This is a genomic window from Shouchella shacheensis (genome assembly GCF_001484965.1).
Taxonomy (GTDB): Bacteria; Bacillota; Bacilli; order Bacillales; family Bacillaceae_D; genus Shouchella; species Shouchella shacheensis.
In genome coordinates this window covers 61,348-80,642 of record NZ_LLYY01000014.1, presented here as the reverse complement: position 1 = coordinate 80,642, position 19,295 = coordinate 61,348, and the positions used below count along the sequence as shown (strand labels likewise).

Genomic DNA, 19,295 nt, shown 5'->3' with positions numbered 1-19,295 from the left:
TCTTTGAGTAAAACAGACTTTCTTCCTCTGCTTGAGCAGCAAGGAATTGTCCTATCCTCCACTCAGGAAGAGCAGTTCAAGCGCTACTTTGAGCTGCTCGTCGAGTGGAATGAAAAAATGAACCTAACCGCAATCACAGATGAAGATGACGTTTACTTAAAGCATTTCTTTGATTCTCTCTCTGCTAGCTTTTTTTATTCGTTCTCAGAGCAGCGCATTTTGGATGTAGGAGCCGGGGCTGGTTTTCCTAGCTTGCCTTTAAAGATCTTGTACCCCGATATTCATGTCTCCATCATCGATTCGTTGAAAAAAAGAATTGGTTTTCTTCGGCATCTTGCCGATGAGCTTAAGCTTGATGGTGTGGCGTTCTATCATGACCGGGCGGAAATCGCAGGCAAAGATTCAGCTCACCGAGAGCAGTATGAAGTGGTAACGGCAAGGGCTGTGGCTCGGCTATCGGTGCTAAGCGAGCTTTGTTTGCCCTTTGTAAAGGTCGGCGGCGATTTTATTGCCCTAAAGGGAGCAGGTACACAGGATGAACTTTCGGATGGTGAGAAAGCGGTTGCTATGCTTGGGGGAAAGGTTTCTGCCAACCACTCCTTTTCCTTGCCGATCGAAGAAAGTGAGCGGCATATATTGCACATCCAAAAAATCAAAGCAACCCCTAAAAAGTATCCGCGTAAACCAGGAATACCGAATAAGCAACCCCTCTCGTAAGCCTGTAATGTTTCACGTGAAACATATCAGAGAGGAAAACGTTGTTTGGAATGAAGGATTGCTGCGTGTAAATGTCGAATCACTCAAGACGGTAAAAATAAAAGGTGGTGTCAGGCGATGAAGCAGTCGTTTTCACGCCTATTTGGCTTCAGTGAGAAAAACAATGACTCTGAGTTGAGTGAAAACGAGGAAGTAAAACAGCTTGCCATTAAAGATATCGTACCGAACCGGTTTCAACCAAGGACCTTGTTCGATGAGGAGCGCATTGCTGAACTCGCTCAAACGATCCGCACTCACGGAGTCATCCAGCCAATTGTCGTGCGAATACGTGATGATAAATACGAGCTTATTGCAGGGGAGAGGCGCTGGCGTGCGGTCACGTCACTTGGATGGGAAACGATACCGGCAATCGTTAAGGAGTTCAACGATTCTCAAACGGCCTCGATTGCCCTGATTGAAAATTTACAGCGAGAGGGATTAACAGCGATTGAAGAGGCGGTCGCGTACGCCAAGTTGATTGAGCTTCATGAACTGACGCAGGAAAGTTTGGCACAGCGACTCGGCAAAGGGCAGTCGACGATTGCTAATAAACTCCGTCTTTTGCATTTGCCTGAATCCGTGCAAACAGCGATTTTGAACCGCGAGATCTCAGAAAGGCACGCCCGTGCATTAATCGTTCTTAAAGAAAACCAGGCTCAAGAAGACATCATGCAGATGATCATTGACGAGCACTTAAACGTAAAGCAAACGGAAGAGCGCGTGCGAGCCTATTTTGCAGCGGAGGAAGAGAGCAAAGAAGAAGCACCTAAAAAGAAGAAAGCCACGCGTAAATCGTACCCAAAAGACATGCGTATCGCCATGAACACGATTCGACAATCGGTAGACTTGGTCGCAAAAAGCGGTCTTCAAGTCGATACAGACGAGGAAGACAACGATGAATTCTATCAATTTACGATTCGAATCCCCAAAAAATAATCTATCTGCTAGATGGGTTATTTTTTTGTCTAGCTCCGGCGGGAAGAAGCTCGGGATTTTTCAGTCCTGACGCGAAATCCAAAACCGGGATTTCTTGCCAGGCCTTCCAAAATCCTCGCTTCTGTTCACCCGCCTGCGCTTTTCTGGTTGTCTAGCTGCGGCGCCCACTCGCTCGAGGTTTCTTCACGCCGCCAGATCAAGCCAAACCCAGGCTTGATCCTGCCGTCACTCCAGAACTTGTCGCTCGTGAGCAGGGCACCTCCGCTTTTCTTTGTCTAGCTGCGGCGGGTAGGAGCGTCGAGATTTTTCGCCCCAATAACGAAACCCAAGGTCGGGATTTCGTTTATTGGGTCTCCAAAATTCGCGCTCCTGATCAACCCTCCTGCGCTTTTCGTGTCGATCGTGAGACGCTATTTTCTTAGGAAATGTAACTTTCATAAGCGTAGATGAAAATTTATGATAGAATAAAACTGGACTGGTTTAATGTTTGTAGCGAAAGTAGGTGCCGATGTGGCGAAAATCGTCGCTGTAGCAAATCAAAAAGGTGGGGTAGGGAAAACAACAACGTCCATCAACCTGAGTGCTTCTCTCGCCCACTTAGGAAACCGCGTACTCCTCGTTGACATTGATCCGCAAGGCAATGCAACAAGCGGGGTTGGTGTCGAAAAAGGCGATGTGGATGAGTGTGTGTATGATCTACTTATAGAAGATGCGGAAGCTAGTCGCGTGGTTCGTTCGTCTGTCCATGAGAATCTCGATGTCATTCCGGCAACCATTCAGTTATCAGGGGCCGAAATTGAGCTTGTTCCAACGATTTCAAGAGAAGTTCGTTTGAAGAAAGCACTTGCCCCGTTAAAGACGAACTATGATTTTATTTTTATTGACTGTCCGCCTTCACTTGGGCTTCTTACCATCAATGCGTTAACGGCCTCTGATTCCGTCGTTATTCCGGTGCAGTGCGAGTATTATGCGTTAGAAGGACTAAGTCAACTACTTAATACAGTACGACTTGTGCAGAAGCATTTAAATACAGACCTCGCAATCGAAGGTGTTTTGCTAACGATGCTAGATGCACGCACGAACTTGGGGATTCAAGTGATTGAAGAAGTGAAGAAATATTTTCGAGAAAAGGTGTTTGATACGATTATCCCACGCACGATTCGCTTGGGAGAAGCACCGAGCCACGGAAAGCCCATCATTTTGTATGATGCAAAGTCTCGCGGATCAGAAGTGTACGTAGATCTAGCAAAGGAAGTGGTGGCAAATGGCGAAGGCGTTAGGTAAAGGCTTGCAGGCATTCTTCCCGGATCATGAGGATAAAGGACAAGGTGCGGTAGAGGTTGTCCTTCTTAAAGAGCTCCGCCCGAACCCATATCAGCCGCGAAAAACTTTCTCTGAGCAGTCGATCGCGGAGCTCAGTGATTCCATTCTAACGCATGGGATCTTACAGCCAATAACCGTACGAAAGAGCATTAAAGGCTATGAGATCGTCATGGGGGAGCGACGTTTCCGGGCAGCGAAAGAGGCTGGCTTAACGCAAGTGCCTGTGATTATTCATGAGTTTGATGAAAGCAAGATGATGGAACTTGCACTGATTGAAAACCTTCAGCGTGAAGATTTAAATCCGATTGAAGAGGCGCTTGCGTATGAAAAGCTGATGGAGCACACGGAGGTCACCCAGGAACAACTGGCAAAACGATTAGGAATGAGCCGACCTCATATTGCCAATCATTTGCGGCTTTTGCAGCTCCCGCAAATGGTGCAGCAGTTTATTTCTGACGGCAAACTGTCAATGGGGCACGGACGAGCGCTTCTTGGGCTGAAACAGAAGAAAAAAATGTCGGTCTTGCTTGAGAAGGTTCTTCAACAGAAGCTAAGCGTGCGAGAGCTTGAACAGCTTGTGCAACAATTGAATGAGCATGTTCCACGTGAAACAAAGCCAGCGAAAATCAAACTGCCTGCGATTTTGCAAGAAAGACAGGATCGCTTACGAGATACGCTTGGGACATCGGTTTCTATTAAGCCTGGAAAGAAAAAAGGGAGAATTGAGATTGACTATTTTTCTGAAGATGACTTAGAACGTATAGTAGAACTGCTGGTGGATCAGCAGGAGGAACATGAATAAGCCGTGGAAGTCGTCATCGTGATGGCTTCTTTTTGTCTCGCTCCTCCCAACCCGCCTGCGCGTTTCGAATATAAAGAAGAAAGAAGGTGAACCGTTGTATTATTTTGACCATGCGGCCTCCTCGTTTCCAAAGCCGAAAACGGTGTCCGAGGCAATGGCGAAAGCTGTCGACGAGTATGGCGCAAATCCAGGGAGAAGTGGCCATGCACTTGCACGGTCGGCAGGAATGGTTGTCGAGGAAACAAGGGGTGCGATTGCTCGGATGTTTAATGCCGCCCATCCTCGCCACGTCTGGTTTTATCAAAACGCGACGCAGGCCTTGAACCAGGCACTATTGGGATTTCCTTTGTCCGCCGGGGACCATGTGATTGCCACAGCGTTCGAACATAACTCTGTGATTCGTCCCCTTAAGCAACTTGAGAAAACGAAGGGGGTCCGAGTGACGTATGTTGAACCTGACGAAGCGGGGCTGATCCGTTCAGAACAGGTATCTTCTGCCATGACGGCAAACACAAAGGCGATTGTCGCAAATCACGCCTCCAACGTCACAGGGGTGATGCTTCCTTTGCGCGCCGTATCCGAAATTGCCGCAGAAAAAGGAGCTTTCTTCATCGTTGATGCGTCGCAAACAGCGGGAGCGGTGGACATCGATATCGAAAGAGACGGAATTGACTTGCTTGCTTTTGCTGGCCATAAAGGGTTGCTTGGGCCTCAGGGGACAGGGGTGCTTGTGAGCAGGCGGGATGTAGGGCTCACCCCGTTGATTCATGGCGGGACCGGTCACCTTTCTGAACTTGACGAGCAGCCGGGTGAGTGGCCGGAACGCTATGAAGCCGGAACGCTGAATACGCCAGGAATTGCCGGACTGGGTGCGGGCGTAGCCGAGATTCGTCGTTTAGGTATTGAAACGATTCATGAGGGCGAAGCCAAGCGGACCAAGCAATTTTTAAAGGGACTTAATCAAATGGAAACGGTGAGAGTTATCGGTCCTCGAAGTGAGAAAGAGCGGGTGGCGGTCGTGGCGTTTTCATTTGCAGGAATTAGCAGTCAGGAAGTGGCGATGATTTTAGACGAGCATTATCAAATGGCCGTTCGCGCCGGTCTTCACTGCGCTCCGAGGCTCCATCAACATTACGGGACCGCTGACGCAGGACTCGTGCGCGTGAGCTTTGGGCCGTATACGACCGAAGAAGAAGTAGAGGCTCTTCTAGATGCGCTGGCAGCGATTGACGCAGCTTTTCCCTTATAAAAGAACGAGGGGAGGTGCTGGTTACAGCATCTCCCTTTTTCGCGAGTGGCAGCACATACGCTATAGGGTGCAAGTCCCGAATGCGCCCGAACAGCCGGGAAGCACTAGCTAACAGATAGTGCGTGGACCGTGAGGACACGTGCGGAGGATCTGAAGGCAAAACCCTGAACAGAGCTGAATATCCCATGTTGGCATGAGAGCCGGATGACTGTGCAAAAGAGCAGGAAGTCCGAATGGCTGGTGGCTCGAAGTGTTAGGAGGGCTGGCTTAGGGTGAAAGTGTATGATGTGACCCATTGAGATCTTCCTGCTTCCCAAAAAGGGTATTGATATCGCAAGGCTATGCCAAGGGTATCGAGATGAGAGGGAGAAGTCAGAGATCGCCATAGTAGTGAAGAAGCTCATGCCGAAGACCTTCTGGCAACAGAAGTGAGGACAGCACATGAGTGAAACGGTGCGAGGATGCCGTTGGGATTCCTGATCCAAAAGCCAGGAAATCCGTGCGAAGGGCGTGACCCATAAAGATCAATGCGAGTAGACTTTCGGATGTCTGTGGAAATGGGCAGAAACTGGACAAGAGTCAAAGAGGACTGATGCCAGGGTCGAACAGAAGGGTACACCGTCCATCGCCGACGACAGAAGAGCAAGGACTGCCAATGAGCTAACCGACTTGTGGAATCTGTCTCGCAGGAGAAACAGAAACAGAGAAAGAGCGAAAACACTGACGTAAAGCGAACAGACAGACATTAGGCTTGTCATTCTAACATCTGTCTATGATGAGCTTTGTCTCTAGATGGGATATATGGGAGGAGCCACATGCGTAGACCCGCACGTGTGGATCTGTGAGAGGCGTAGTCAGTAATGGCTACGCCTACTCGGTTTTGTCTAGCTCCGGGCGGGTAGAAGCTAAAGATTTTTCAGTCCTGACAACGAAATCTAAGGTCGGATTTCTTATGTCAGGCCTTCCAAAATTTTTGCTTCTGGGCGACCCGCCTGCGCATTTCGGGATTGTCTAGCTCCGGCGGGTAGAAGCTAAAGATTTTTCAGTCCTGACAACGAAATCTAAGGTCGGATTTCTTATGTCAGGTCTTCCAAAATTCGCGCTTCTGAGCAACCCGTCTGCGCATTTCGGTTGTAGGGAGGGAAAAAAAGGCACGCCGCGCTTGTCTTTTCACAAGTAACTCATCGACGGTTCTTATCACGTTGGCCAGCTTTTCAGCCATCGTCATGACTGTGTAGAGCCGTGTGTTTTGTAGCGTATAAAAGTCCATCATCCCACCGACGTTGACGATTGCTGTCAAACTGACATCGCCAATCGTCGGCAACGATTTCCCCATCGCCGCCCCTGGCTTAAGCGAGTCTTCGCTTAAGGTTAAACATCCGACATTGGGCGACCGACCTAGACAGGCATCGACGGCAACAACGTAGGCATTCGGGTGCTTTGCCGAAATCTCTGCGAGGCGTTCTTCCATATTGGCGGCATGAACCGGCGCTGCAAGCGTTCCATACACGTGAAACATGGAGAGAGATTCAGTGGCAAGCTTTGTGCCAACGAGCGGTCCGAGGGCGTCTCCTGTGGAGCGGTCTGTTCCAACGCAAATGAGCACCAGCTCTCTGGACCCACGTGTCTCACATTGGGCAAGGAGCGCTTCGGCTAGTTCTCCTTCCACGCGTATGTCATCCATATGTACTCTTATCGAGCGAGGCTTCTTGCGAAAAGGCCATAGGTTTGTACTCATAATCGGGACTCCTTTGCCATAGTAGTAACAGTATAGTGAGTTTCAACTGGTTCTATACATGTGGAATACGAAGGCGAGGGAAACGGGATATGTGGGGCAGTGGATTAAAGTGGATGTTTTTAATCGTTGGAACCATCATTGGAGCGGGCTATGCCTCGGGGCGTGAGCTATGGGAGTTTTTTGGGGCGGAAAGCGGACTGGCTATCATTCTATTTTCCATTCTTTTTACCGTATGCTGTTTTGTCGTTCTTTTGATCGCGAACCAGAAGAAGACGACGCATTATTTGCCTGTGCTTGAAGCCCTTTTAGGAAAAAAACTAGCCAAAGCCTATGATGTCATGATCGTCGTCTACTTGTTTTCGGTGACCGTCATCATGTTGGCGGGTGGAGGGGCCACCCTTGAGGTGTACAAGATCCCATCCTGGGCAGGGATCATCCTAATTTCGTGTTTAGTGGTGCTGATGTTTATCCGAGAAACGGATGGGATGACGAAAATAAACGCCTTTCTGATTCCGATTCTGATTGTCTGTCTTGTGGCGGTGCTGCTCGTCTATCAGTACTCGATTCATTTTCCCATTGCTTTTCATTTTGACCTCCAGCATAATTGGCCCGCAGCGCTTACCTTTACATCGTTAAACATTTTGCCAGTGATCGCGATCCTTGGCGCCATCGGGGGAAAGATCGAATCGAGGGGAGAGATCATCATTGCTAGCGTTGGCAGTGGATTGACCCTGGGAGGGATTTCTTATCTCTACAATGAATCGCTTCTATCGGTGGCGCAGGAAATTATTTTTTATGAAATTCCGTTGTTTGTCATACTCAAGCATTATCCGTCTGTGATGGTGCTTGCCATTTCGCTTCTGCTCTGGCTAGCGATATATACCACGGCGACAACGGGTGTTTTTTCTCTAATTTCAAGGTTTCGCCCAACGATTCAAGGGCCTGCCTGGTTAATTGCTCTTTTTCTCGTTGCCTGCATGGCCCCTTTGACCACGTTTGGGTTCTCGACGTTAATTTCCGTCCTCTATCCGTTGTATGGGGTCCTGAACTTGTATGTGGTTGCGGCCGTACTGCTTTATCCGGTCACCCATCACCCGGCTCTTAAACGACGTTCTTAGCTCAGGCTTCCACTTTTCGCTGAAAATCATGTATAATACAAGCATAATCTCAGGGAAGGCTTAGCAAGGAGGCAGAGAGGTGGCAGATAAAGAGTTTGCGTTGCATGATATTGTGGCGATGAAAAAGCCTCATCCGTGCGGGGAGAATCGATGGAAAGTGATACGGATGGGAATGGACGTCCGGATCAAATGCATGGGCTGTCAGCACAGCGTCCTACTCTCCCGCCGAGAGTTTTCCAAGAAAATGAAAAAAGTGGTAGAACGAGAACATACGGCTGACTGACAAGGGAGGACGCCTTCGAGCGCGTTCGACCTTGTTTTTATGTCTAGCTCCGGCGGGTAGAAGCTCGGGATTTTTCAGTCCTGCCCTGAAATCCAAAAACGGGATTTCTTGTGCAGGCCTTCCAAAATCCTCACTTCTGAGCGACCCGCCTACGCTTTTCCTGATCCAGCTGCGGCTTCCACTCGCTCGAGGTTTCTTCACGCCGCCAGATCAAGCCAAAATCGGGCTTGATGCTGCAGTCGCTCCAGAACTTGTCGCTCGTGAGCCGGGCGCCTACGCTTTTCGGTGTGAGTTCGTTATTTTATAGAGGAAGGGTTGTGCCTAAATGGCTTTAACAACAGGAATTGTCGGGTTGCCCAATGTAGGGAAATCGACGTTATTTAATGCAATCACGCAGGCGGGGGCAGAGTCCGCCAACTATCCATTTTGCACCATTGATCCAAACGTCGGAATTGTCGAGGTGCCGGATGAGCGGTTGGACAAGCTAACCGCGCTTGTCCAACCCAAAAAAACGATTCCTACGGCGTTTGAGTTCACTGATATTGCCGGGATTGTCGAGGGGGCGAGCAAAGGGGAAGGGCTTGGAAACCAATTTCTTTCTCACATTCGTCAGGTCGATGCGATCTCCCATGTTGTTCGCTGCTTTGCCGATGACAACATCACCCATGTCTCTGGTGGGGTCAATCCTCTTAACGACATTGAAGTGATCAATCTGGAGTTAATTCTGGCCGATCTTGATACCGTTGATAAACGCATCGGGCGCGTCGCCAAGCTAGCGAAAACGAAGGACAAAGCGGCGGTGGCTGAGCTTGAAGTGCTTGAGGCGCTAAAAGACGCGTTTGAATCGGAAAAACCGGCACGGAGCGTTGAATTTACAGAGGACCAGCAAAAGATCGTTAAGCAGCTTCATCTGTTAACGAGCAAGCCTGTGCTTTATGTGGCCAATGTATCGGAAGAAGACCTCGTCTCCCCGGACAATGAGTACGTGCAGGCGGTGAAGGCATTTGCGGCGGACGAGAACAGCAATGTCATTGTGGTCTGTGCCAAAATTGAGGCGGAGATTGCCGAGCTTGATGGGGATGAAAAGGAGATGTTTCTAGAGGAGCTTGGGATTAAAGAGTCGGGACTCGATCAGCTGATTCGCGCCGCTTACTCTCTTCTTGGTTTGAATACGTATTTTACGGCGGGCGAGCAAGAAGTTCGCGCCTGGACGTTCCGTACGGGCACAAAAGCGCCGCAAGCAGCAGGGATCATTCATACTGACTTTGAGCGCGGATTTATTCGTGCAGAAACGGTTTCCTATGACGACTTGGTCGATGCGGGCTCGATGAATGTTGCGAAAGAGCGTGGTCGTGTTCGCCTTGAAGGGAAAGATTATGTTGTTCAAGACGGAGATGTGATTCACTTCCGTTTTAATGTATAGGGAGAAAGGGCTCATGATGGTTCATGGGCTCTTTTTGTCAGGTCTTCCAACCTTGGCGTTTCTGTTCGACTCGCCTGCGCTTTTGGTGCCATTGGCGAAAATGATCTTAAAAAAGATGAAGGAAATCGACGAACGGTGGCGAAATAGTATTCAGGTAAGACCTCAAGCAAGACTCTCCTCGGTAAGACACCATTCTCTTTTTCATGTCCTTTTCTCTTGTCTAGCTTTTTGTGAAAGAAGGTGATCCATTCTCTTATTGATTCGCCTATCGAATTCTGCTATAATCAACGAATGTGAGTAAATTGACTTTTGCTCCTTGCTCCGCCTAAAACGGAGCCGTTTAGACCAAAAGGAGGTGACTGGAATGCGTACGTACGAAATTATGTACATTATCGCTCCAACCCTAGAAGAGGCAGCAAACAAAGAGATCATTGAGCGCTACAACAAAGTGCTCACCGACAATGGTGCTGTGATCGACAAGGTGACCGAGCAAGGCAAAAAGCGTCTAGCCTATGAAATCAATGATTTCAAAGACGGTTTTTACGTGCTTCTTAACGTACAAGCTGACGGCGAAGCGCTCGACGAATTCAATCGTTTGATTAAGATCAACGATAACGTGATTCGTGTTCTTGTAGTTAAAGACGAACAAAACTAATAGATCACTTAAGTTGCGGGAGGGATGGTATTGCTGAATCGTGTTGTCCTTGTGGGACGCCTAACGCGCGATCCTGAAATGCGTTACACGCCAAACGGTGTAGCTGTAGCTAACTTTACACTAGCGGTCAATCGGCCTTTCTCCAACCAGCAAGGGGAGAGAGAAGCGGATTTCATCAATTGTGTGGTTTGGCGCAAGCAAGCGGAAAACGTGGCGAACTACCTAAAAAAAGGCAGCCTTGCTGGCGTAGATGGACGCGTACAAACGAGAAGCTATGACAACAATGAAGGCAGACGTGTGTTTGTCACTGAAATTGTTGCCGAAAGCGTGCAGTTTCTAGAACCTCGCAATAGCCAGAACCAGAACCGAAATGATTCATACGGTGGTGCGCCATCAGGCAATGAGAATCATCAAGGGGGCAACCAGTCAGGCAGTAAGTCAAGCGGTTTTTCCAATGATCCGTTCGCAAACGACGGTGGCTCCGTTGATATTTCTGATGATGACCTCCCGTTTTAAACGACAGTTAAAAAGAAAGGAGTGCTTGCAGCATGGCACGTCGTGGTCGTCCAAAGCGCAGAAAGGTTTGTTTCTTTACTGCGAACAAAATTACGCATATCGATTACAAAGATGTGGATCTTCTTAAGCGTTTCATCTCCGAGCGTGGAAAAATTCTTCCTCGCCGCGTGACTGGAACGTCTGCGAAATATCAACGTAAGTTGACAAGAGCGATTAAACGTTCTCGTCAAATTGCCCTACTTCCTTACGTGAAGGATGTAGACTGAGCATAGAAATGAGAGGGTAGCGTAGGCAGGCTGAGAGAGCTTGCTGTGCTGCCCTCTTTCTCTTTATCAATGGGCACCTTTCACTTTAGGTGCAAGTGCGCTAAAATAGACAGGGATCATGAAAAAAGATGTGAACGTCTATATAAAACGAAGAGCGCATATGGTGCGGGTGGGGGTGACAACTTGAAAAACACAACGATTTGGAGTGATGGCACCAAACTAGGGTTGCTGTTTCTCCTCCTTCTCATTCTATCGATCCTAAATATTCCCCTTGTCAATCTCATTGCGCTGCTCGCTCTTCCACTGCCAGCGGCCTTGTTTGCTAGACGACATGGCGTGCGACCAGGTCTTGGTTTTGTGCTGGCAATGACGCTTGTGGGCTTGGTTTCTTTTAACCTTGCGGGGCCAGTGATCGCCTTCATGTTTGCAACGGTTGGCCTTGTGCTTGGAGAGGCTGAGCGTCAAAGGAAGTCGGGAATCCAGGTCTTTCTCTCTGTCGGACTCACGTACTTTTTGTTCGTTTTCCTAGGCTATTTGCTGTTTGCGGTAACAAGTGAGGCTTCGGTGGCACAGCTTATACGCGGACAGCTAGAGGAAGCGCAGCAGATGGCAGATCTTGCTGGGGTGCCTGGACTTGACCAATTTTCACTTACGGAACAAGTCCAAACGGTGCAGGCGATAATTCCAATAATCTTAGTGATTGTGGCAGCAACGTACGCGTTTTTAACTTTCTGGTTTGCCGGCTTAATGTTCCGTCGTCTGGACATCGACCATCAGAGGTTGCCAGCCTTTAGAGAGTGGGATTTTCCACGTGTCTTCCTTGTGCTGTACTTAATTTTTCTCGTGCTCAGCTTCACGGGACCAGAGGTTGGTACGCCGTTTTTTGCCGTTGTGCAAAATGCGATCCTGCTGCTTGGCTTTATCCTGATGTTACAAGGATTTTCGCTTGTAGCTCTGGTTTTCCACGAAAAGCGCGTATCGATGGGGCTAAGAATTTTTTCTTTCATTGGCTTAGTGTTGCTCTCCATAATCATGCCGATGATCATGCGCCTCGTCGGTTCATTTGACATGATTTTACGACTGCGTGAGCGATTGGGCCAGTAGAGCATGGGATCACGTAGGAACTGAAGGTAGGAGTTGACAGGATGCCGAATTTTATTCAGAAGCGTTGGCATGGGTTTCATGTACTAGCACTGTTCGTCGTTTCAGTGATCTTGGCCTTCACGCTTGTGTATGTACGCTTGGAGTTCGGACTGATTGCCGTTTTTGTTTTAGGGGTATGGATGATCCTCTTTTTTCAGGCACAGACGGGCTTTCGCAACGACCTCGACGCCTATATTTCGACGCTAAGCTACCGCGTGAACAAGGCGGGCGAAAAGGCGGTGACCAAATTGCCTGTGGGCATCCTTCTTTATGATGAACAGGAGCGCATTCAGTGGGTCAATCCGTTTGTCGCTGAAAGGATGGGCACAGGCCTATCCGGCAAACCTTTGGATGAGATCAGCGAAGACCTCAGCCCCCTTGTGAGGGATACAGCGAGCCATGAGACCATTCAGGTTGGAGAGGTCTACTACTATTGTACATTTGAGCGAAATGAGCGGCTGATTTATATGGTCGATGTCACAGAAAAAGAGTGGACCCAGCAACGGTATGACCATATGCTCCCAGTGGTGGCTTACATGTACCTTGACAACTTTGATGAAGTCACTCAGGGCATGGAAGACCAGGTCAGGAGCCGTTTAATGACGCAGGTGACAACCTTGCTAAATGGATGGGCGAACGACTATGATATTTTTCTTAGACGAACATCTTCGGATCGATTTCTTGCCGTGATGAATCATCAATCTCTCTTGCTCCTTGAAGAAAATCGATTTGAATTGCTTGATGAGGTTCGAGACGTTACGGGAAAAGAAAAAGTGCCAATTACACTCAGTATTGGCGTTGGTACGGAGGAGACTTCCTTGAAGCAGCTAGGAACGCTTGCACAGTCAAGCTTGGACCTCGCCCTTGGCCGTGGCGGGGACCAGGTAGCCATCAAGAAAAAGAATGGGCGCGTTCGTTTTTACGGCGGGAAAACCAATGCGGTGGAAAAACGAACGCGCGTCAGAGCCCGTGTGATTTCACATGCTTTGCGCGACTTTGTACGGGAAAGTGAGCGTGTGATCGTAATGGGCCATAAGCGGCCCGACATGGATGCCATTGGTGCTTCGATCGGTGTACTGAAGATGGCTGATTTAAACGACAGAGAAGGCTTTATTGTATTGGATGAGAACGATATTAATGCCGATGTCAGGCGGTTGCTTGCGGAAGTAGAGGAACATGATCATCTTTGGAGTCAGTTCGTTTCTCCGGAGAATGCGGTTGACTTGGTGGATCGTGACACGCTGCTCGTCGTGGTCGACACCCACAAACCTTCGCTCGTGATTGAACCTAAACTTCTGGAGATGGTTGATCGTGTGATTGTTCTTGATCACCATCGGCGGAGCGAGGATTTTATTGAAGATCCGGTGCTTGTGTATATGGAACCATATGCTTCATCAACGGCGGAGCTTGTCACGGAACTGCTTGAGTATCAGCCACGCCAGTTTAAGATGGACCGGCTAGAGGCAACGGCCTTGCTTGCTGGAATCATTGTTGATACGAAAAGCTTTGCGGTGCGAACAGGGGCGAGAACGTTTGATGCGGCCTCCTTCCTAAGAGCGAATGGAGCGGATACCACACTTGTGCAAAAGCTACTGAAGGAGGACTTGGCGACGTATGTAAAGCGTGCTAAGCTTGTAGAAAGTGCATATACGTATAAGGATGGGTTCGCGATTGCGGTGGCCAGCAAGGAGGAGGTCTACGACCAAATTGTGATCGCCCAGGCGGCCGATACGCTCCTGCAAATGAGCGATGTGAAGGCGTCCTTTGTGCTCTCCATGCGGGAAGACAACAAGGCAAGCATCAGCGCACGTTCGCTTGGAGATGTCAACGTTCAAGTCATTATGGAACATCTGGGCGGCGGAGGCCACCTATCCAATGCAGCCACACAAATGGAAGACGTCACGCTTAAGGAAGCGGAAGAACAGCTGGTAACCGCGATTGATGAAGCTATAGAAGGAGGCTTATAACGATGAAAGTCATCTTTACGCAAGATGTAAAAGGAAAAGGCAAAAAAGGGGAAACCAAAGAGGTATCGGAGGGATACGCTCGCAATTACCTGATCCCGAACAATCTTGCCAAAGAAGCCACCAAAGGAAACATGAAAGATCTCGAAGCCAAAGAAAAAAGCGAGCAAAAGAAAGCGGACGAGGAACGCGCAAAAGCAAACGCATTTAAAGAAGAACTCGAGGCCCTTCCCCTCGAAATCCCGGCTAAATCCGGGGAAGGCGGCCGTCTATTTGGAGCCGTATCGACAAAACAAATCGCCGAAGCGCTCTCCAAACAAAACAAAAAAGTCGACAAACGCAAAATCCAACTAGACAACCCAATCCGTTCCCTTGGCAATACGAAAGTACCCATTAAAATTCACCCTGAAGTAACGGCGACGGTCAACGTACACGTGAAAGAAGTTTAGATAGTAAAGCGGAGGCGGGTTGGGCAGAAGCGAGAATTTTGGAAGGCCTGACAAAGAAATCCGGGTTTTGGATTTCGTGTCAGGACTGAAAAATCTCGAGCTTCTACCCGCCGCAGCTGGATCGGGGAAAAGCGGAGGCGTCCTGCACACGAGCGACAAGTTCTGGAGCGACGGCAGATCAACTCCGCCCTTGACTTGAACTGGCGGCGTGAAGAAACCTCGAGCTTCTACCCGCCGCAGCTGGATTAGGAAAAGCGGAGGCGGGCGTTTAGGGACGAAAAGTCTTGGAAGGTAGGCTGCATCAAGCCCGGTCTTGGCTTGATCAGACTGACTGAAAGACTCGAGTCCCTGCCCACTGCAGCTGGATCAAGGAAAAGCAGAGGCGGGCTGGTCAGAAGCAAAGAAATTCAACCCGCTTTCCCACACGGTTGTTTGCAAACGGAGAAAGCTGACTCCTATGTGGGTCAGCTTCTTTTTAGGGATTTCATAGGAGAGGAGGGATCGTGATGAGTGAGCATTTCTCAGACCGAACACCGCCACAAAATATTGAGGCGGAGCAGGCGGTGCTCGGGGCGGTTTTTCTTGCCGAGCAAGCGCTAACGACGGCGAGCGAGAAATTGCTGCCGGAGGATTTTTACCGAGCGGCTCACCAGCGTATCTATGAAGTGATGCTTGATTTAGGAGAAAAAGGGGAGCCGGTGGATCTGGTGACGGTCACATCGGAGCTTAAGGATCGCAAGTGGCTGGATGATATTGGCGGTCTCTCTTACCTAACCGATGTCGCCAACTCTGTGCCGACAGCGGCGAATGTGGAGTATTACACCCGCATTGTCGAAGAAAAATCGGTGCTTCGCAGGTTGATCCGAGTGGCGACCAATATTGCGCAGGAAGGCTATGCCAGCGAGGAAGAGGTCGATGCCATCCTTGATGAGGCAGAAAAGACCATCCTTGATGTCTCCCAGCGTAAGAACACGACGGCTTTTGTTTCCATAAAAGATGTATTGTTGGAAACGTACGATAAAATTGAGATGCTTCAACAGACACGAGGAGACATTACGGGGATTGCCACGGGCTTCTCAGAGCTGGATACGATGACGGCAGGCTTTCAGCGCAATGATTTGATCATTGTCGCTGCCAGACCGTCGGTGGGAAAGACGGCCTTTGCCCTGAACATTGCCCAAAATGTTGCAACGAAGACGGAGGAAAATGTGGCGATTTTCTCTCTAGAAATGGGCGCCAGTCAGTTGGTCACGCGGATGCTTTGTGCAGAGGGAAACATTGACGCCCAGCGAATGCGGACCGGGGCACTTGAAGATGAGGATTGGCACAAGTTATCGATGGCGATGGGATCATTATCCAAAGCGGGCATTTACATTGATGATACCCCTGGAGTTAAAGTTGGGGAGATTCGAGCGAAATGTCGGCGGTTGAAACAAGAAAGTGGGCTTGGCATGATTTTGATTGACTATTTACAGCTCATTCAAGGAAACGGACGTGGCGGAGAGAACCGACAGCAGGAGGTTTCAGAGATCTCCAGAACGCTTAAAGCGATCGCGCGTGAGCTAGAGGTTCCTGTGATTGCCCTGTCTCAGCTTTCTCGTGGAGTTGAATCCCGCCAAGACAAGCGCCCGATGATGTCTGATATTCGTGAATCGGGGAGCATTGAGCAGGATGCGGATATCGTCGCCTTCCTGTATAGAGATGATTATTACGATAAAGAAAGTGAAACGAAGAATATTATTGAAATCATTATTGCTAAGCAGCGGAACGGTCCAGTCGGCACCGTCGAGCTAGCGTTTGTTAAAGAATATAATAAATTCGTTAATCTGGAGCGTCGCCACGATGAAGGGAGCATGCCTCCAGGTGCCTAAGATTGAGCCTGCTTATTTCGAGCAGGCTCTTTTGAGTTGTTAGAGGAAAAGCACCAAATGCGGGGGAGAAAGAGGTGGATCTGAGAGAGACAGACTGAATGTGGGGGAGAAAGCAGTGGATGCGAGAGAGACGGCACCAAATGCGGGGGAGAAAGAGATGGATGCGAGAGAGAAGGCACGGAATGCGGGGGAGAAAGCAGTGGATGCGAGAGAGAAGGCACTGAATGTGGGAGAGAAGAGATGGATGTGAGAGAGAACAAGCACCGCATGAGGGTCTTCCACTTCCCTAAGAAGTGGGGTTCTCACACGAATAAAAAGTTTCATGCTTTCAAAAACGTTCGGGTTTACATTGACGATGGCTAACCACAACTGCTATACTAACTATGGTTTTTAAAGAGAGCGGAGGTGCGAGGAATGTCTTCAGTCGTTGTTGTTGGAACACAGTGGGGCGATGAAGGAAAGGGAAAGATCACGGACTACTTGTCTGAGAGAGCAGAGGTAGTTGCCCGCTATCAAGGTGGAAACAATGCTGGGCACACGATTGTGTTCGGAGGTACAAAATACAAGCTGCATTTAATTCCTTCGGGGATCTTTTATAATGATAAAATTTGCGTCATTGGCAACGGAATGGTGATCGACCCGAAAGCGCTCGTTGAAGAGCTTGCCTACTTGCATGAGCGTCATGTCGATACAAGCAATTTGCGAATTAGCAATCGTGCTCATATCATTTTGCCTTACCACATCAAGCTTGATGTCGTGGAAGAGGAGCGCAAAGGCGCGGACAAAATCGGAACAACGAAAAAAGGCATTGGGCCTGCTTATATGGATAAAGCCGCGCGTATCGGGATTCGCATTGCGGATCTTCTTGAGAAGGATACGTTTGCGGCGAAAGTGGAGCGTGTGCTTAACGAAAAGAATCGTCTCTTTGAAAAGTATTATGAAACAGAAGGATTCACTAAAGAAGAGATCATTGACGAGTATTATGAATACGGTCAGCAAATCGCCAAGTATGTGGTCGATACCTCGGTCGTTCTGAACGATGCGCTAGACGAAGGGCGTCGTGTGCTTTTTGAAGGGGCGCAGGGCGTGATGCTTGATATCGACCAGGGCACGTATCCGTTTGTCACCTCTTCCAATCCGATTGCTGGAGGAGTAACGATTGGTTCTGGGGTCGGCCCGTCGAAAATTCATCATGTGGTTGGTGTATCGAAGGCTTATACGACGCGCGTGGGCGATGGCCCATTCCCGACAGAGTTGCACGATGACATTGGCGATCAAATTCGCAAAGTTGGCCGCGAGTATGGCACGACAACTGGGCGTCCTCGTCGCGTTGGCTGGTTTGACAGCGTCGTTGTCCGTCATGCCCGTCGCGTGAGTGGTATAACCGATCTATCACTGAATTCGATTGACGTTTTAACAGGAATTAAGACGCTAAAAATCTGCACAAGCTACCGCTACAAAGGCGAAATTCTTGACGAATTCCCAGCAAGCCTTAACGTTTTAGCGGAATGCGAGCCTGTTTATGAAGAGCTCCCGGGGTGGGAGGAAGACATTACGGGGGTCAAAACCCTTCATGACCTCCCTGATAATGCGCGTCGCTATGTAGAACGTGTCTCACAGCTTACAGGGATTCCGCTCACCGTCTTTTCTGTAGGCCCGGATCGTATTCAGACAAATCTCGTTCGCGGTGTGTTTGCCTAACGAGGGAAGAGTGGGAAACGCAGGACTCTCTTGCGTTTCCTTTTTTGCCCAGCTCTGGCGCTTCTAGGCAACCCGCCTGCGCTTTTCGGTCTTGTCTAGCTGCGGCGGGTAAAAGCTCGGGATTTTTCGGTCCTGCCCTGAAATCCAAGGTCGGGATTTCTAGTCCAGGCCCTCCAAAATCCGTGCTTTTAGGCGACCCGCCTGCGCTTTTCGGTCTTGTCTAGCTGCGGCGGGTAAAAGCTCGGGATTTTTCGGTCCTGCCCTGAAATCCAAGACCAGGATTGCGAGTAGCAGGCCCTCCAAAATCCGTGCTTTTTAGCAACCCGCCTGTGCTTTTCAGGTTTATACGTATCCTTAAGGAGGGCTAGGGGTATGCTAAAAAGGTTCATAAGAACTTAAAAAAAGTCGTGAAAATATATTGCGCTCTCTTTTTTGCTGTGGTAATATAAATCTTGTCGCCAAGAGCTTCAGCTCCGAGGACAAGCGGTTTGCTTTCGCACCGTTTAATCGGTTATTGTTTGAGCCATTAGCTCAGTTGGTAGAGCATCTGACTTTTAATCAGAGGGTCGAAGGTTCGAATCCTTCATGGCTCACCATTCGTCAGTGGCCCGTTGGTCAAGCGGTTAAGACACCGCCCTTTCACGGCGGTAACACGGGTTCGAATCCCGTACGGGTCACTTTTTAAATAGATACTACTGGTCCGGTAGTTCAGTTGGTTAGAATGCCTGCCTGTCACGCAGGAGGTCGCGGGTTCGAGTCCCGTCCGGACCGCCATTTACATTGGTTAGAGCGATCGATTTTATGTATGGAAGTACATAGAAGAAGTAAGTGCTGAAAGGGCTCGGTAGCTCAGTCGGTAGAGCAACGGACTGAAAATCCGTGTGTCGGCGGTTCGATTCCGTCCCGAGCCACCATATGCCGGTCTAGCTCAATTGGTAGAGCAACTGACTTGTAATCAGTAGGTTGGGGGTTCAAGTCCTCTGGCCGGCATTGTAGAAAAAGAACTTTATGTGTTCGCACATGGGGTTCTTTTTTTTGTCTAGCTACAGTGGATACAAGACATTTTGAGTTTCTATGTTAAACTAGATAGAGGTATTTTATG

At 49.1% G+C, this 19,295-nt stretch carries 18 protein-coding genes and 5 tRNA genes; 22 read left to right on the top strand and 1 reads right to left on the bottom strand.

What is annotated here, in order from left to right; all coding sequences use genetic code 11:
* Positions 1-3 precede the first annotated feature (3 nt).
* From rsmG to AVZ68_RS13505, 5 genes are all read left to right on the top strand, one after another.
* On the top strand, positions 4-717 hold the full coding sequence (rsmG, locus tag AVZ68_RS13525; protein ID WP_059105089.1) for a 16S rRNA (guanine(527)-N(7))-methyltransferase RsmG: 714 nt from the start codon (positions 4-6) through the stop codon (positions 715-717).
* A 117-nt stretch (positions 718-834) separates the two neighbouring features.
* Positions 835-1,692, top strand: coding sequence for a nucleoid occlusion protein (gene noc, locus AVZ68_RS13520; protein ID WP_059105088.1), 858 nt, complete (start codon positions 835-837; stop codon positions 1,690-1,692).
* A gap of 510 nt (positions 1,693-2,202) precedes the next feature.
* Entirely contained in the window at positions 2,203-2,976 is a 774-nt protein-coding gene (locus AVZ68_RS13515) for a ParA family protein (protein ID WP_059105106.1), read from the top strand.
* The gene (locus AVZ68_RS13510) at positions 2,957-3,817 is read left to right on the top strand and encodes a ParB/RepB/Spo0J family partition protein (RefSeq protein WP_059105087.1); all 861 of its coding nucleotides are present in this window, start codon (positions 2,957-2,959) and stop codon (positions 3,815-3,817) included. The genes AVZ68_RS13515 and AVZ68_RS13510 overlap by 20 nt, the downstream gene beginning before the upstream one ends.
* Positions 3,818-3,911: 94 nt before the next feature.
* Positions 3,912-5,066 (top strand): aminotransferase class V-fold PLP-dependent enzyme, encoded by a 1,155-nt coding sequence (locus AVZ68_RS13505; protein ID WP_059105086.1) that lies wholly within the window; start codon positions 3,912-3,914, stop codon positions 5,064-5,066.
* A gap of 1,081 nt (positions 5,067-6,147) precedes the next feature.
* Here the strand turns inward: AVZ68_RS13505 and yyaC are convergent.
* Positions 6,148-6,804 (bottom strand): spore protease YyaC, encoded by a 657-nt coding sequence (yyaC, locus tag AVZ68_RS13500; protein WP_059105085.1) that lies wholly within the window; start codon positions 6,802-6,804, stop codon positions 6,148-6,150.
* An 89-nt stretch (positions 6,805-6,893) separates the two neighbouring features.
* On the opposite strand from yyaC, the gene AVZ68_RS13495 reads away from it, so the two are divergent.
* The 17 genes from AVZ68_RS13495 to AVZ68_RS13410 all read left to right on the top strand — a co-directional run bounded on the left by AVZ68_RS13495 (position 6,894) and on the right by AVZ68_RS13410 (position 19,183).
* Complete coding sequence (locus tag AVZ68_RS13495; RefSeq protein ID WP_059105084.1) at positions 6,894-7,922, top strand: YkvI family membrane protein; 1,029 nt, start codon at positions 6,894-6,896, stop codon at positions 7,920-7,922.
* 79 nt (positions 7,923-8,001) lie between these two features.
* A complete protein-coding gene (locus AVZ68_RS13490) occupies positions 8,002-8,205 on the top strand; it encodes a DUF951 domain-containing protein (RefSeq protein ID WP_059105083.1) in 204 nt (67 codons plus the stop codon).
* 325 nt (positions 8,206-8,530) lie between these two features.
* The gene (ychF, locus tag AVZ68_RS13480) at positions 8,531-9,628 is read left to right on the top strand and encodes a redox-regulated ATPase YchF (RefSeq protein WP_059105081.1); all 1,098 of its coding nucleotides are present in this window, start codon (positions 8,531-8,533) and stop codon (positions 9,626-9,628) included.
* A 364-nt stretch (positions 9,629-9,992) separates the two neighbouring features.
* On the top strand, positions 9,993-10,283 hold the full coding sequence (rpsF, locus tag AVZ68_RS13470; protein ID WP_059105079.1) for a 30S ribosomal protein S6: 291 nt from the start codon (positions 9,993-9,995) through the stop codon (positions 10,281-10,283).
* 30 nt (positions 10,284-10,313) lie between these two features.
* Positions 10,314-10,799, top strand: a complete 486-nt coding sequence (ssb, locus tag AVZ68_RS13465) for a single-stranded DNA-binding protein (RefSeq protein ID WP_059105078.1) — start codon at positions 10,314-10,316, stop codon at positions 10,797-10,799.
* Between the two features lie 32 nt (positions 10,800-10,831).
* Entirely contained in the window at positions 10,832-11,065 is a 234-nt protein-coding gene (gene rpsR, locus AVZ68_RS13460; RefSeq protein WP_059105077.1) for a 30S ribosomal protein S18, read from the top strand.
* A 183-nt stretch (positions 11,066-11,248) separates the two neighbouring features.
* Positions 11,249-12,169 (top strand): DUF2232 domain-containing protein, encoded by a 921-nt coding sequence (locus tag AVZ68_RS13455; protein ID WP_059105076.1) that lies wholly within the window; start codon positions 11,249-11,251, stop codon positions 12,167-12,169.
* Positions 12,170-12,210: 41 nt separating this feature from the next.
* Positions 12,211-14,175 carry a DHH family phosphoesterase gene (locus AVZ68_RS13450; RefSeq protein WP_059105075.1) on the top strand — a complete coding sequence of 655 codons (1,965 nt, stop codon included), beginning with the start codon at positions 12,211-12,213 and terminating at the stop codon, positions 14,173-14,175.
* Positions 14,176-14,177: 2 nt separating this feature from the next.
* Positions 14,178-14,621, top strand: coding sequence for a 50S ribosomal protein L9 (gene rplI, locus AVZ68_RS13445; RefSeq protein ID WP_059105074.1), 444 nt, complete (start codon positions 14,178-14,180; stop codon positions 14,619-14,621).
* Positions 14,622-15,127: 506 nt separating this feature from the next.
* Positions 15,128-16,492: a replicative DNA helicase gene (gene dnaB, locus AVZ68_RS13440; RefSeq protein WP_059105073.1), complete on the top strand. Its 1,365-nt coding sequence runs from the start codon at positions 15,128-15,130 to the stop codon at positions 16,490-16,492.
* Between the two features lie 115 nt (positions 16,493-16,607).
* The gene (locus AVZ68_RS20920) at positions 16,608-16,742 is read left to right on the top strand and encodes a hypothetical protein (protein ID WP_281176625.1); all 135 of its coding nucleotides are present in this window, start codon (positions 16,608-16,610) and stop codon (positions 16,740-16,742) included.
* Positions 16,743-16,906: 164 nt separating this feature from the next.
* A complete protein-coding gene (locus tag AVZ68_RS13435; RefSeq protein ID WP_059105072.1) occupies positions 16,907-18,193 on the top strand; it encodes an adenylosuccinate synthase in 1,287 nt (428 codons plus the stop codon).
* A gap of 520 nt (positions 18,194-18,713) precedes the next feature.
* Positions 18,714-18,789 (top strand) — tRNA-Lys (locus AVZ68_RS13430).
* A 9-nt stretch (positions 18,790-18,798) separates the two neighbouring features.
* Positions 18,799-18,870 (top strand) — tRNA-Glu (locus tag AVZ68_RS13425).
* Positions 18,871-18,890: 20 nt separating this feature from the next.
* A tRNA-Asp gene (locus AVZ68_RS13420) sits at positions 18,891-18,967 on the top strand.
* Positions 18,968-19,031: 64 nt separating this feature from the next.
* A tRNA-Phe gene (locus AVZ68_RS13415) sits at positions 19,032-19,107 on the top strand.
* A gap of 3 nt (positions 19,108-19,110) precedes the next feature.
* Positions 19,111-19,183 (top strand) — tRNA-Thr (locus tag AVZ68_RS13410).
* The last annotated feature ends 112 nt before the right edge of the window (positions 19,184-19,295 follow it).

Excerpts from the sequence above, each read along its gene's own strand:
- noc (WP_059105088.1), top strand. The coding sequence starts at position 835 with ATGAAGCAGTCGTTTTCACGCCTATTTGGCTTCAGTGAGAAAAACAAT.
- AVZ68_RS13510 (WP_059105087.1), top strand. The coding sequence starts at position 2,957 with ATGGCGAAGGCGTTAGGTAAAGGCTTGCAGGCATTCTTCCCGGATCAT.
- yyaC (WP_059105085.1), bottom strand. The coding sequence starts at position 6,804 with ATGAGTACAAACCTATGGCCTTTTCGCAAGAAGCCTCGCTCGATAAGA.
- AVZ68_RS13495 (WP_059105084.1), top strand. The coding sequence starts at position 6,894 with ATGTGGGGCAGTGGATTAAAGTGGATGTTTTTAATCGTTGGAACCATC.
- ychF (WP_059105081.1), top strand. The coding sequence starts at position 8,531 with ATGGCTTTAACAACAGGAATTGTCGGGTTGCCCAATGTAGGGAAATCG.
- rpsF (WP_059105079.1), top strand. The coding sequence starts at position 9,993 with ATGCGTACGTACGAAATTATGTACATTATCGCTCCAACCCTAGAAGAG.
- rpsR (WP_059105077.1), top strand. The coding sequence starts at position 10,832 with ATGGCACGTCGTGGTCGTCCAAAGCGCAGAAAGGTTTGTTTCTTTACT.
- AVZ68_RS13450 (WP_059105075.1), top strand. The coding sequence starts at position 12,211 with ATGCCGAATTTTATTCAGAAGCGTTGGCATGGGTTTCATGTACTAGCA.
- rplI (WP_059105074.1), top strand. The coding sequence starts at position 14,178 with ATGAAAGTCATCTTTACGCAAGATGTAAAAGGAAAAGGCAAAAAAGGG.
- dnaB (WP_059105073.1), top strand. The coding sequence starts at position 15,128 with ATGAGTGAGCATTTCTCAGACCGAACACCGCCACAAAATATTGAGGCG.
- AVZ68_RS13435 (WP_059105072.1), top strand. The coding sequence starts at position 16,907 with ATGTCTTCAGTCGTTGTTGTTGGAACACAGTGGGGCGATGAAGGAAAG.